Origin of the sequence: Nitrospina sp. 32_T5, assembly GCF_052156635.1 — a bacterium.
Classification (GTDB): Bacteria; Nitrospinota; Nitrospinia; order Nitrospinales; family Nitrospinaceae; genus Nitrospina.
Genome location: NZ_JBQKUO010000001.1, coordinates 529307 through 541595, shown reverse-complemented (window position 1 = coordinate 541595; position 12289 = coordinate 529307). Strand labels below are relative to the sequence as shown.

Below are 12289 nucleotides of genomic sequence, written 5' to 3'. Positions count from 1 at the left end.
AATATTATAACGCACCTGCGTCAATTATTTCTGGTGAACCTGAAGCCACATCTCCAACAGGGCCATTTGCCACAGTTTCGAGCCTTGCAGCGGCGTGATGTGGGCTTCCGGGTTTTCGAACAGTTGGTCCAGATACGGTTTTTTGAACAGGGCGCGCTGCTGTGCCGCCTGCTGCGAAAACACATCGCGGACGAAATCCAGATACTCTCCCTGGATGTATTTGAGCGCCGGGACGGGAAAGTATCCTTTCGGCCGGTCGATGACCTTGTGCGGAAGGATGTCGCGTCCCACGTCTTTCAGGATGCCTTTGCCTCCGTCCTTGATTTTCAATGCAGGCGGGATGCGTGCCGCCAGTTCCACCAGCTCGTGATCGAGAAACGGCACGCGGGCTTCCAGTCCCCATGCCATGGTCATGTTGTCCACGCGCTTGACCGGGTCGTCGACGAGCATGACGGTTGTGTCCATCCAGAGCGCCTTGTCGGTGCCGCACACCGCATCGGTTTCGCCGAATCGTTTTTGCAGAAAGGCGAAACTATGATCCTCCGTTACGTATTTGTGATGGACGGCGGCGCCGTATTCTTCATGCGTCCGGTCGAAGAACAGTTTCGAATAATCGGAAACAGGGTCCTGCGTGTCGAGAAGTGGCGGATACCAGAAGTAACCGCCGAACACCTCGTCCGCTCCCTGGCCGCTCTGCACCACCTTGAGGCTCCTGGCCACCTCGCGCGATAAAAGGAAGAATCCAATGTTGTCGTGGCTGACCATCGGCTCGGACATGGCCTCGACGCACCGGAGCAGGTTGGGCAGGACCTCTTCCGTCTGCACGAATATCTTGTGGTGATCGGTGGAGAAGGTTTTGGCGATCAGGTCGGAGTATTCAAATTCGTCCCCTTTTTCCCCGCCTGCGGCTTCGAACCCGACGGAAAACGTGTTGAGCCCGCTTTGCCCCAGTTCACTCAGCAGGGCCACGATGAGGCTCGAATCGAGACCGCCCGACAACAGCACCCCCACCGGCACATCCGCCACCAGGCGGCGCCGCACCGCGGTCTTCAGCGCCTCCATCACGCGTTCCTTCCATTCGACCTCGTCGCAGGCTTCGTCTTCTTGGCTGCGTGCGTAGGACAGCGACCAGTACGGTTCCATTTTCTGGGAACCGTCAGGGCTGATTTCCATCAGGTGGCCGGGGGGCAATTTGCGGACGCCCTGGAAAATGGTGTGAGGGGGCGGCACCACGGCGTGAAAGGTCATGTAGTGATGCAAGGCGACGGGATCGATGGAGGTATCCACCTGCCCCCCGGCGACCAGAGCCGGAAGGCTGGACGCAAAACGGAATCGTCCGCCGGAACTTGAAAAGTAAAGCGGCTTGATGCCCAGGCGGTCGCGGCCGAGAATCAATTTGCCGCTGTCGCGTTCCCAGAGGGCAAACGCAAACATACCGTGAAACCGCTTGACGCAATCCTTGCCCCACGCGTGGTACGCCTTCAACAGTACTTCGGTGTCGCCGTGTGAAAAAAAGGAATACCCCTTGTCCTGCAGTTCTTTCCTCAGTTCCTTGTAGTTGTACAAAATGCCGTTGTAAACGACCACGAGGCCGAGGGCGGAGTCGATCATGGGCTGGTGCGAGGCTTCGGACAGGTCGATGATTTTGAGACGCCGGTGGGCGAACGCAACATTCCTCTGTGAAAAATTTCCATTGCCATCCGGACCCCGCGGTGCCAAAGCTTCCGCCATGGCCCCAACCGCACGGATGTCGGGAAGGGTCCCGTCCGTCCGGTACTCACCACAAATCCCGCACATGCATGACTCCCGTATTGAAAAGATATGAAACGAAACCCTGGATGGCTGTAACGAAATAAAACTCCCTGGAGGAGCCGCCCGACATGCGGATGGGACCGATGGGTTCGGCCCGATCCACGGCGATTTCACGGGTAAAACAGCCGGTTTCGTTGAGATTTAAGTCGAATGAACTGATTGTTCGTTAATTTTGGCTTTTTATTATGCCTCATCGTATGGATAATAAAAACTGAATAAACTGGAAGGTATACATCATAATTTTTTAATGTATTGAAAAGAACTTTAAAATAAGGGGTTTCGAGCATGCGGGAGTTGCCCAATTTCCGGCACCTGTACCATTTCTGGACGATCGCCCAGGAGGGATCAATCAAAAAGGCGAGTGAAAAGTTGAATGTCAGCCCCTCGGGGATGAGCACCCAATTGAAGGAGGTGGAAGAATTTTTCGGTAAAAAGCTGTTTGAGCGCAGAGTGCGCCGGTTGGAATTGAACGAGGCCGGAAAGATGGTGGCTGATTACTGCACGACGATCTTCCGCCAGTGCGACGAAATGATAGAGTCTGTCCGCCAGGCCCGCCCACGGAAACGCCAGCACATCCGGGTTGGGGCGCTGCCTTCCTTGTCATCGATGAACGTGCACGAATTCACGCTCCCGTTATGGAAAGAACGCGACATATCGCTGAGTGTCATTGAAGGATCCCTGGATGAATTGATGTATCAGCTGAACAGCGGCGGTTTGGAGATCGTGCTGAGCGACCGGAATGTCGAGCGGCGTGAAAAAACCGTGGTCAGTTACCGTTTGAAGCCGCAAAAGATCATTGCCGTGGGTGCCGAAAAGTATGGCTGGGCAAGAAAGGGATTTCCTTTTTCTCTGAGTGGTGTGCCTTTGATGCACCTGACAGGGAAGAGCCAGTTGCGGATGGAAGTGGACCGGTACCTTGCCCGTCACGAAATCCGCGCTCAAAGCGTGGGTGAGGCGGATGACATCACTTTCCTGCGCCTCGGCGCGGAACGGGGTTTGTGCGTGGCGATCCTGCCACAGAACAGTGTGCAGGATTCCATCCAGAAAAAGCGTCTGCTCAAGCTGGGGGAACTGAAAAACGTCACCTCTGAGATGTGGGCCCTGGTGCGGCGCGACACCAGCCGCCTTCCCATCATCAAAAATACAATCTACCGTTTTCAGAATCGCGCTTGACCACATCCCCGTGAAACGTCTCCGGAGATCCGGCCCAACGGGTCGCCCCCGTACATTCAATACCCTCAAACCTGCCTCGCAGGGGAGCCGCTCCACCCTCGTCCTTTTTCCCGGATTTCGTTGCGGTTCCGTCCTGGAGCCCCCATATTGATGGCATATGGGTGGAGATAACGTTTTCGCACGGCACCCGTTGAAGCTCTCCCTCTTTTGAAAATATTCCTAGCCCTTCCGCGCGCACCGCGAAATCGTCTCCCCCGATACTTTCCAATCAAACGCTCAGGGAGGTATTCCCATGAGATCGAAAATTTTGGCAGGAATTGCAGGTCTGGTTTTTCTGGTGAGTGTTGGGCTGGCAACCGGACCCGCGGCGGAACCGGAGACCATGAAGAACAACGAGGGGGTGCGAGCTCGCACCGCGGTGGATTATATTTATGCGGTCATCGAAGCAGGGAGGATAGCGTATTCTAAATACATTGTGGATCGATATACCCAGGACGGCACTTTGAAGGTGACGGAAAACTGGAAAGATGAAAAGGGGTTGTTGCTGCCAGCACAGTTCTTAAAACTTTCTTCCAGTGAAACCAATGCCAAGGGAATCGGCATGCGTTACCGGTTGAGCAGCGTGTGGCCATTGAATGCCGACAACCTGCCCAGATCGGAAACCGAAAAGTCCGGTTTGCTGGAGGTTCTCCGCAATCCGAACCAGCCCTTTACCTGGATCGTCCAGAAAAATGGATTGTGGTATTACCAGGCGATCTATCCGGATAAGGCGGTTTCCCAAACCTGCGTGGAATGCCATAACCAGCATCCGGCAAGCCCCAAGCGTGATTTTAAATTGGGGGATGTGATGGGCGGCATTGTGATCGATTTGCCTCTGGGAAGCCGGTTCCAGAAAAGACCGGATGAAAGCATTGTCCTCCCTCCGGAAGTGGTGGCCGATTACGTGCATGCGGTGCTGGAGTCGGATCGGACAGTTTACGCAAACCATGTCGTCCAGCATTTGGAAAATGGAGAACTTTTGAAAACCGGCGGCGCGTTGAAGCGGGGACCTCAATTGATGTTGCCCGCGCAGTTTCTTAAAAAAGTTTCTGAGATTGCGGTTCGAAAAAGCACGGGTTTGGAAATGAATCTTTTGAGTTTGTGGCCAATCAACCCGGAGAATGGCCCCAGCAATGAATTCGAGCGAAATGCCCTGGAGTGGGTGTCGATTCATCCCATTCGTCCGTTTGTCCGCTGGACGCGGGCGGGGAATGTTCGTTATTTCAGCGCGGTGTACCCGGATTACGCCATTTCCCCGGCTTGCGTCGAGTGCCACAATCAACATCCAACCAGCCCCCGTCATGATTTCAAGCTGAACGATGTGATGGGAGGATTGAGGGTGAGTTTCCCGGTAAAGTGAAACGGGGGTTGAAAACAAAAACCCACCGGGGATAACCCGGTGGGTTTTTTTGCAGAAACCGAATCCGGTTTTTGCATTACTGAGGTGTCCTCAAAACTGAGGTGTGCTCAAATGAGTCTGCAGCACCGGGGATTTGAGGATCAGCTGATTGCCCCGGGCATGTTCTTTCGCCTGCTCGAACCTCAGTGTCGCTTCGCGATGCCGGTCCAGCTTGGTCAACGTGATGGCCTCGTTGTAAAGCAGGATACCGTTATCCGGATCCAGCTGGGTGGCCATCTCGAAATGATCCAGAGCGTCCCGGAAGCTCCGGCTTAAAAAGGTATCGATTCCCTTCCCGTTGTGCAGACGAACGTCATCAGGAATCTTGCCAAAGTTGTTGGATGGCAGCGGCAAGGGGCCTTCACCCGGTTTGAACCAATAGGGAGAGCTTTCCTTGCTGACCTGATGCGGGTCTTCCTCCGCATGGGACATCGTGGTCGCTCCCAGGGCCAGCAAAGATATCAAAAAAAATCCGAGGATCTTCGAAAACTGTCTCATAAAAACCTCCTTTATTTGTGAGCGCCCCGTTGGGAAAACGGGACGCTCAACAGTATGGAAGCACATGATGGGAAAATCATATGCTGTCCAAAGATGCCTGCAAGTTTTGGCCTCTTTAGTATTGGAGATGCAGTGGTCCGGGCCCGGGTTTTAAAAAACATGTTGTGCAAATGGTCACAGCGGCCAAAATGTGTTTAAAAAAATAATAGCCTGTTAGGGCATTAATATAAAACGAGTTATTTGGGGATTTAGGGGGTGGCGAGATACCGCCGCTGAAGGGGAAATCCTGGAAAATTCGGGGGAGGCGGACCGGACCCTGCAAATAAATTTAAAAATCATTTTCAACCAGGCGGGGTCGCCGACAGTGTTGGTCAGGACAGGCGTGGACCTCAAGCTTTGGAAACGGTGGGCGCCCGTTCCCGGGTTCTGGACGCTTCCTTCACCAATGCGGTAAATAATTTCTGCTGACGGTGCAGTTGTGGCAAATATTCCGGGTGCCACTGCACGCCGATGCAGAACGCCTGGTCGGACACCTCGATGGCCTGCACGATCTGATTATGGTCTTCCCGGGCGACGATCCGGATTCCCCGGCCAAGCCGGTCGATGGCCTGGTGATGCAGGGAGTTTACTTTTGCCGTGGTGGTGTCCAGCACCACGGCGAGGTGACTGTCCGGCTCGATCTCGATTTCCTTTTTGGGAAGCAGCGTCCACACATGAGGCTTGTCCACGTAGAAATTGCGGATATCGCTGTGCAGGGTGCCTCCCAAAGTGGTGTTGAGGATTTGCGCACCGCGGCAGATACCGAGGAGGGGCAGGTTGCGATCCAGTGCGGCGCGGATGAGGTCCCGCTCCATCCCGTCGCGGTCGGGATCGGAACTGACGGTGGAGGCGGCGGTGAACCAGCGGAACAGGAAGATGAGCGGCGCCAACAGAAAGTCCCGCCAGCGCAGACCGCGTTCTTTTTTCAGCTCGCCCGGTTGGGGCATGTCTTCGATAGGCAGGGGATCGGTCTTGTCCGGAGCCACGTCCGCACCGCCACCGATGATCAACCCATCCAGCCGGTCAACCGCGACGGGTTGCCGCGTATGAATGCGCCGGGCCCTGGCGCCGGCCCGCCATAATGCGAGCCGGGTGAACACCCACGCTGCCGTGCCGCCCTGCGTGGGGCCCGTCACTCCAATCACGGGTTTGCGTTGCATGAAATCCACCTCCTCAGGAAATGGTTTTTTGGGGCAACACATCAATGCCGGGATGTGGTCATGAACACCCATTCTATTGCAGAAAAATGAGGGAAGGCAACCGGTGTCCGTTAAATTAAAAAATTTCTATTCCTTATATAAAGGGAAAAGAGGCCGCGTTCCGGCGAATAAAAAAGGTCGCGGGGAGAGAGTCATGCGGAATTTTCAGACCATTTCTGAACCAGTTGATGGATCTGGGTGACGCCATCCGTCAGCGCCGCCGGTCCCGGTTGCAGGATATTGGCCGACTTGATTTCATAAACATGCCCCCGTTGCACGGCAGGGGTGGAATTCCATCCTGGACGCTCTTTCAGTTTTTCCGGACGGAACCGCTTGCCGCACCAGGAGCCGATGATGATATCCGGTGCGCGGCGAACGACCTCTTCCGGATCGTGAATGGTGCGTTGTGAAGCGAAGGAGCAGGGCGCAAGTTCCGGAAAACAGTCGTCGCCTCCGGCGATATGAATCAGTTCAGACACCCAGCCGATCCCGGAAATCAAGGGATCGTTCCATTCTTCGAAATACACACGCGGGCGGCGCGGAAGCCGGGCGGCGGACTGTTCGATCGCGTCCAAACCGTGTTTCAACTCGTCCATCAACGCATCGGTTTTGGCGGGCTCGCCGATCATCGCGCCCAGCATGCGGATCATGTCAAAGATTCCGGCGACGCTGCGTTGATTGAACACGTGCACCGGGATTCCGGCACGCACCAGTTGCGTCACGATGTCCGCCTGCAGATTGGAGAAACCCAGCACCAGGTCGGGTTTCAGGTCGAGGATCTTGTCGATTTTGGCGTTGAGGAAAGCGGACACCTTCGGTTTTTCTTTTCGCGCCTGTGGAGGACGTACGGTGTAGCCGGAGATGCCGACGATGCGATCCTGCTCCCCGATGAGGTACAGGGTTTCGGTGGTTTCCTCGGTCAGGCAAACGATGCGTTGCGGGGTTCTTCCCAGATCGATGTTCATGGTTCGGCCTTTTGTGTTTTTTTGGATGGTTTGGTTTTGGTCGACACACCCGCCTGTTCGAACGTGGCCATCTCATTATAAATTTTGACGGCCGCTTCGATGGCGTGCATCGCCAGCACCGCACCCGTGCCTTCTCCCAGACCCATTTTGAAATCAAGCAACGGGTCGAGCGAAAGAAGGTCAAATCCCACGCGGCACCCGGGTTCCGTGGAGTTGTGTGACGCAAACAGGTAGTCGCCGATGTTTGGATTCATACGATGCGCAACCGCCGCGCCCGCTATGGAAATCACTCCATCAAGCACCACCGGGAGATTCTGGGACGCGGCACCGATACAAAACCCGGCGATGCCTGCAATCTCGAACCCACCCACTTTGGCCAGCACGTCCACGGGGTCGGCGGGGTCGGGTTGGTTGATGCTGAGAGCGTCTTCGATGACGGCGATTTTATGTTGAAGTGCAGCGTTGTCGATACCGGTTCCGTGCCCCGTGGTCTGGGCCGGTGGCCGCCCGCTCAACACGGACAGGATAGCCGCACTGGAGGTGGTGTTGCCGATGCCCATGTCGCCGGTTCCGAGGAGGTCGAATCCATCGTTCCTGGCTTGTTTCGCAAACTCGATGCCCACCGTCAAAGCCCGTTCGGCCTGGTCGCGGGTCATGGCGGGACCGTGTCGCAGGTTATTAGTGCCCTTTCCAATTTTTCTGGAAATCAAATTGAGGGCGGATGCGAAGTCGTGATTCACGCCCATGTCGATCACCGTCACCTCAACGCCACCATGTCGCGCCAGCACGTTGATGGCCGCTCCCCCGCTCAGGAAGTTGTGGACCATCTGCGCGGTGACGGCCTGCGGGTAGGCGCTGATTCCCTCTGCCACCGCGCCGTGATCGGAAGCGAACAGGAACACGCCTCGCTTATGAATGCGGGGTTTGCCTGCTGCATGCATCGCCGCCATGCGTGTGGCCATTTCCTCCAGTTTTCCGAGACTGCCAGGTGGTTTGGTCAACGAATCCATGTGTCTCTTTGCCTGCTGGATGCGTTCCGGTGATAAGGAAACGATAGCGTTCAACGAATCGCCCAGGATGTTCGTGGTCTGGGTCATTAGAACTCGATGCCTTTCTGAGCCGGAATCTTTTGTTCTTTGAATGGATGTTTCACACATTTCATCTCCGTTACCAGGTCGGCCAACTCAATGAGCGCCGGCGGGGCGTTGCGTCCGGTGCAGATGACGTGGACTGATTCCGGTTTGTTGCGCAGCGCCTCCAGCACTTCGTCTTCATCCAGGAACCGGTAACCCAACACATAATTGATTTCGTCGAGGATGACGACCGGATAGTCACCGCCCAGAATTTTAGGCTTCACGATTTCCCACGCTTTGCTGGCGGTTTGCCGGTCCTGCTCCGGATTGTTGGTGTCCCAGGTGAACCCGTCGCCCATCGCCACGTATTCGATCAGGGGTTCCAATTGACTCAATATCTTCCGCTCGCCCGCCTTCCACTGACCTTTCATGAACTGGAGGACGAACACGTTCATTTTGTTTCCGGCGGCGCGCAGGGCAAGCCCGAAAGCGGCCGTGGACTTCCCTTTACCTTCTCCCGTGTGAACAATGATCAATCCCTTGCGTTTCCGGGGATCGGAGGCGGCGCGTTTTTTCATGAGATGGGTCTCCCGCTGATTTTGAAAGGAAGGATGCAGTGGTTCAACAGGTACTCCCACCAGCGGAGGGAACTGCACCAATGAATGTGTGAATACAGGGCAAACGTGTTTTTATAACGATACCCGTCGTGGATTTCCTGTCCGGTTCCGGGGTGACGATGGACCATCAAAGCCTTTTTCCGGTTTTCTTCAAAGGAGGAAGCATGAAACTCATGGCCTCTCAATTCAATGACAGATTCCGGCGTTTCCTCCGGGGAGTATTCCAGCTTGCGGTACCCGATGGTCAGTTTCTTTTCCAGGAAGGAAGTGGTGAAATCTAAAACTCCCGTCATGGAGTGGGATATTCCATTAACATCGACGAGGGCTTTGCCCAGCAGCATCAGTCCACCGCATTCCCCCACAACGGGGCCCCCCGCGGCCACAAACTCGCGTAAGGAACTCAGCAAACCGGTATTGGCGCTCAATCTTTCCGCGTGAAGCTCGGGGTAGCCACCGGGAAGGTAAACCCAGTCCACGCCGGATGGAAGCGCCGGACTTTCCAGCGGTGAAAAATATTCGATGGTTCCGCCGTAATGCTCGATCAAATCCAGTGTGTCCTGGTAGATAAAATGAAGGGCGGCGTCCCTGGCGATGGCGGCAGAAAAGGGATTGCGTGAAGGGATGATCGGGAAGCGTTGGTTCTTCGTTTTGGAAGCTGAAATGGACTCCCGGGCGGGTAGGGTGTCCAGGAGGGCGGCGATGTCCAGATGCTCCTCCAGGTGTGCCGCCCACCGTTCATAAATGTCGGCATCCTGTTCCTGCGCAAGATGCAGGCCCAGGTGACGGCTCGGCATTTTTAACTCCTCTCGTACTGGCAGCGCGCCGAGAAACCGTGCCGGGGTCGCGTGCTCGATGGCGTCTTTCAAAATTTTGGCATGGCCGGGCGAGTTCACCCGGTTGGCGATCACGCCAAAGACGTTCACCCGGTCGTCGAATTCCATGTAGCCCTTCACCAGCGCGGCGGCGGAGCGGGCCAGCATGGAACCGTCGATGACCAGGATGACGGGTACGTTGAGCAGGTGCGCGACTTCCGCCGTCGAGCCGGTTGCCTGCGTTGCGTGTGCTCCGTCGTGCAGTCCCATCACGCCTTCGATCACAAAGCGGTCGCCGGGTTCCAGGATCTCCTCAAACAGGTTTCGGACGTATTCGGCCCCGCCCATCCACGAGTCAAGATTGTAGCTGGGATTTCCGGAGGCGAGAACGTGATGGCCGGGGTCGATGTAATCCGGTCCTGCTTTGAAGGGCTTCACGTTGAACCCCCGATTGCGGAAACACCGCATGAGTCCCATGGCAATGGATGACTTGCCCACCGAGGTGTGTGTGCCCGCAATAAGAAGGCCGCAGGCGTTATGATTTTGGGCTGACATAAATCCTTCTTTCCCTGTTTTGAATCTTGTCTGACACGATGTTCCCTTTCATGGAAAATTAAAAACTGTAAACGAATCCCGCGTACCCGGAAATTCCCGCCGTGCCGAATCCGGGGATTTCTTCATAATCTTCATCGAACAGGTTCTCACCGCGCACGGTCAGTTTCCATCGTTCGTTGACGGTGTAGTCCATCGCCGCGCGCACGACGATGTAAGGGTCGGTTCCTGCAGCGCCGTCCAGTGTTTTGCTTTTGTGTGTGACGCCGATGAGGGAGTGCAGGCGGTTTCGCCACCAATGGTGGAGATTGGCATGGAACTTGTGTTCCGCCCGGCGGCGCAGTTGTGTGCGGGTGGAGGCATCGAACGCCTGGTTCCAGGTGTAGTTGGCGGATACTTCAAAGTCCCGGGGCAGGCGGACGGTCAACGTGTTCTCCAATCCGCGCGAAGTGGCCCGGGCGATGTTCTCCGGCCGGAAGGTGGCCAGGCTGAACTGGATCAGGTTTTCAAAGCGGGCATCGAAGTACACGGTGCTGAAGGTGATGTCGCCGTCGAGGAAGGTCTGGTCGAATCCGACCTCCCAGCTGGTGTTCTCTTCGGGTTGCAGGTTGGGATTGGAAAAGCCGGGGAAGAACAGGTCGTTGATTGTCGGTGCGCGAAAGCCTGTGCCGTAGGCGCCGCGAAGGCGGGTTCCGGTTTGATTGAAACGGTAGGCGGCTTCAAATTTGTAGGTGGTGACATCGTCGAATGAGTCGTTGACATCGTGACGGAACCCGGCAGTGATGACAATGGTACCCTCATAATCAAAAATGCCCTGCATGTAGGCGCTTTTGTTGTCGAGCTTGCGGTCCATGCCGTTGGAGAAGTTTTCCCCGGCGCGTACCTGGTACTCGCCGCCGACCAGCACGTTGTAATGGTCGCCTGCCGTAAATTTGTTTTGCAGGTCAAGTGTGCTCGTGCGGCTGATGATGGTGGAGTCGCCTGAAGGCTGGTTGCGGGATTTCACCTGGTCATAGGCAAAATTGGGATTGAGACGGATTTCCCAGAATGGCAGGACTTTGTAGGATACGGGAGCGGCCAGGTAGTACGAATCCTGGGAAGTATGCGGCGGACCGTCCACCTGCCCGACACCAAACACAAAGCTGTCGAAATCGATGCGCGCGTCGATGTACTGGCCGATGAAATCGGCGCGGCCGCGTTTTTCTGCGAAGTCGAGTCCCGTCCGCAGGGAAAACGAGTTGTTGTTGTAACCATCGTTTTCCGTGTTGCCGTTTTGTTCGTTGGCGGAGGAAAATCCCTCGGCGTCGGTGCGTGAAGCGGTGAAGGCGTAATCGAATTGGTCAAACGCGCCCTGGGTGTTGAATGTTTCCTTGAATGTGGCGAAACTGCCGCCTTCGAAGGAGAACCGGTGGGAAGGGGCGCCTTTCCCTTTGCGGGTGACGATGTTGATGACGCCACCCACCGCATCGCCGCCCCACAGCGTGCTTTGCGGTCCGCGCAGGATCTCGATGCGTTCCACGTTATCCGGCTGAATGTGGGCGAAGTTGTAACTGCCCAGCGTGTTGGAGTTCACCTGGACCCCGTCGATCAGAACCAGTGTGGAAGAGGACCCTCCACCGCGCATGAAGATCGTGGTGCTGGAACCCAGCGTGCCGTTCTGCAGGACGTCGAGTCCCAGCTCTTCCCGTAACATATCTTCTATATTGATGTAATTTTTCTCTTCGATCTCCTGGCGGGTGATCACCGTGGCGGAAGTCGGCAACTTTTCCAGTTCCAGAACATCGCGCGCCGCATTGACGGTGATGGGATGCATGACTTCCGCCTCTTCGGTATCGGCCCTCAGGGCCGAAGGGTTGGTATGGGTGAAAAGCAAACAGCAAAAAACAGAAATGAATAAAGAGCGTCGCATTTTCTTTCCTTTCTCTCGAAGGACGAATGCATTTTCCTGCCAGGTATCCTGACTCAGGGTGTAATACCGCCGCGCCTTCCCATCCCCTAGGACAGTGGCTCCTTGCGGCGTCTTCTCCCATTACAGTTGCGGGACAGTGCCGGATTCGCACCGGACTTCCCTGGCAAAAAAATTGGTTGAATGAGATATTGGATTTCTTTTA

General features: G+C 55.7%; 10 protein-coding genes and 1 riboswitch. Of the genes, 2 read left to right on the top strand and 8 right to left on the bottom strand.

From position 1 onward, the window contains the following. Nucleotides 1–24: 24 nt before the first annotated feature. Entirely contained in the window at nt 25–1797 is a 1773-nt protein-coding gene (locus ACTRW9_RS02425; RefSeq protein WP_442428175.1) for an N-acetylglutaminylglutamine amidotransferase, read from the bottom strand. A 300-nt stretch (nt 1798–2097) separates the two neighbouring features. On the opposite strand from ACTRW9_RS02425, the gene ACTRW9_RS02420 reads away from it, so the two are divergent. Together ACTRW9_RS02420 and ACTRW9_RS02415 are read left to right on the top strand one after the other, a co-directional pair. After that, a complete protein-coding gene (locus ACTRW9_RS02420; RefSeq protein ID WP_442428174.1) occupies nt 2098–2985 on the top strand; it encodes a LysR family transcriptional regulator in 888 nt (295 codons plus the stop codon). A 292-nt stretch (nt 2986–3277) separates the two neighbouring features. Beyond that, nucleotides 3278–4384 (top strand): c-type heme family protein, encoded by a 1107-nt coding sequence (locus ACTRW9_RS02415; RefSeq protein WP_442428173.1) that lies wholly within the window; start codon nt 3278–3280, stop codon nt 4382–4384. Nucleotides 4385–4474: 90 nt separating this feature from the next. Here ACTRW9_RS02415 and ACTRW9_RS02410 read toward each other — a convergent pair whose 3' ends face one another. The 7 genes from ACTRW9_RS02410 to ACTRW9_RS02380 all read right to left on the bottom strand — a co-directional run bounded on the left by ACTRW9_RS02410 (nt 4475) and on the right by ACTRW9_RS02380 (nt 11991). After that, a complete protein-coding gene (locus tag ACTRW9_RS02410) occupies nt 4475–4921 on the bottom strand; it encodes a hypothetical protein (RefSeq protein WP_442428172.1) in 447 nt (148 codons plus the stop codon). Between the two features lie 389 nt (nt 4922–5310). Then, on the bottom strand, nt 5311–6120 hold the full coding sequence (locus tag ACTRW9_RS02405; protein ID WP_442428171.1) for a gamma-glutamyl-gamma-aminobutyrate hydrolase family protein: 810 nt from the start codon (nt 6118–6120) through the stop codon (nt 5311–5313). A 191-nt stretch (nt 6121–6311) separates the two neighbouring features. Further along, nucleotides 6312–7124: a cobalamin-binding protein gene (locus ACTRW9_RS02400; protein WP_442428170.1), complete on the bottom strand. Its 813-nt coding sequence runs from the start codon at nt 7122–7124 to the stop codon at nt 6312–6314. Next, entirely contained in the window at nt 7121–8221 is a 1101-nt protein-coding gene (cobT, locus tag ACTRW9_RS02395; protein ID WP_442428169.1) for a nicotinate-nucleotide--dimethylbenzimidazole phosphoribosyltransferase, read from the bottom strand. The genes ACTRW9_RS02400 and cobT overlap by 4 nt, the downstream gene beginning before the upstream one ends. Further along, nucleotides 8221–8775: a cob(I)yrinic acid a,c-diamide adenosyltransferase gene (cobO, locus tag ACTRW9_RS02390; RefSeq protein WP_442428168.1), complete on the bottom strand. Its 555-nt coding sequence runs from the start codon at nt 8773–8775 to the stop codon at nt 8221–8223. The genes cobT and cobO overlap by 1 nt, the downstream gene beginning before the upstream one ends. Beyond that, on the bottom strand, nt 8772–10181 hold the full coding sequence (locus ACTRW9_RS02385; RefSeq protein WP_442428167.1) for a cobyrinate a,c-diamide synthase: 1410 nt from the start codon (nt 10179–10181) through the stop codon (nt 8772–8774). The genes cobO and ACTRW9_RS02385 overlap by 4 nt, the downstream gene beginning before the upstream one ends. 58 nt (nt 10182–10239) lie before the next feature. After that, nucleotides 10240–11991, bottom strand: a complete 1752-nt coding sequence (locus ACTRW9_RS02380; protein WP_442428166.1) for a TonB-dependent receptor plug domain-containing protein — start codon at nt 11989–11991, stop codon at nt 10240–10242. Between the two features lie 117 nt (nt 11992–12108). Continuing rightward, nucleotides 12109–12270: riboswitch (cobalamin riboswitch) on the bottom strand. Between the last annotated feature and the right edge of the window lie 19 nt (nt 12271–12289).

Coding starts and splice junctions, on each gene's coding strand:
- ACTRW9_RS02415 (WP_442428173.1), top strand. CDS start 3,278: ATGAGATCGAAAATTTTGGCAGGAATTGCAGGTCTGGTTTTTCTGGTG.
- cobT (WP_442428169.1), bottom strand. CDS start 8,221: ATGACCCAGACCACGAACATCCTGGGCGATTCGTTGAACGCTATCGTT.
- ACTRW9_RS02385 (WP_442428167.1), bottom strand. CDS start 10,181: ATGTCAGCCCAAAATCATAACGCCTGCGGCCTTCTTATTGCGGGCACA.
- ACTRW9_RS02425 (WP_442428175.1), bottom strand. CDS start 1,797: ATGTGCGGGATTTGTGGTGAGTACCGGACGGACGGGACCCTTCCCGAC.
- ACTRW9_RS02400 (WP_442428170.1), bottom strand. CDS start 7,124: ATGAACATCGATCTGGGAAGAACCCCGCAACGCATCGTTTGCCTGACC.
- ACTRW9_RS02420 (WP_442428174.1), top strand. CDS start 2,098: ATGCGGGAGTTGCCCAATTTCCGGCACCTGTACCATTTCTGGACGATC.
- ACTRW9_RS02410 (WP_442428172.1), bottom strand. CDS start 4,921: ATGAGACAGTTTTCGAAGATCCTCGGATTTTTTTTGATATCTTTGCTG.
- cobO (WP_442428168.1), bottom strand. CDS start 8,775: ATGAAAAAACGCGCCGCCTCCGATCCCCGGAAACGCAAGGGATTGATC.
- ACTRW9_RS02405 (WP_442428171.1), bottom strand. CDS start 6,120: ATGCAACGCAAACCCGTGATTGGAGTGACGGGCCCCACGCAGGGCGGC.
- ACTRW9_RS02380 (WP_442428166.1), bottom strand. CDS start 11,991: ATGCATCCCATCACCGTCAATGCGGCGCGCGATGTTCTGGAACTGGAA.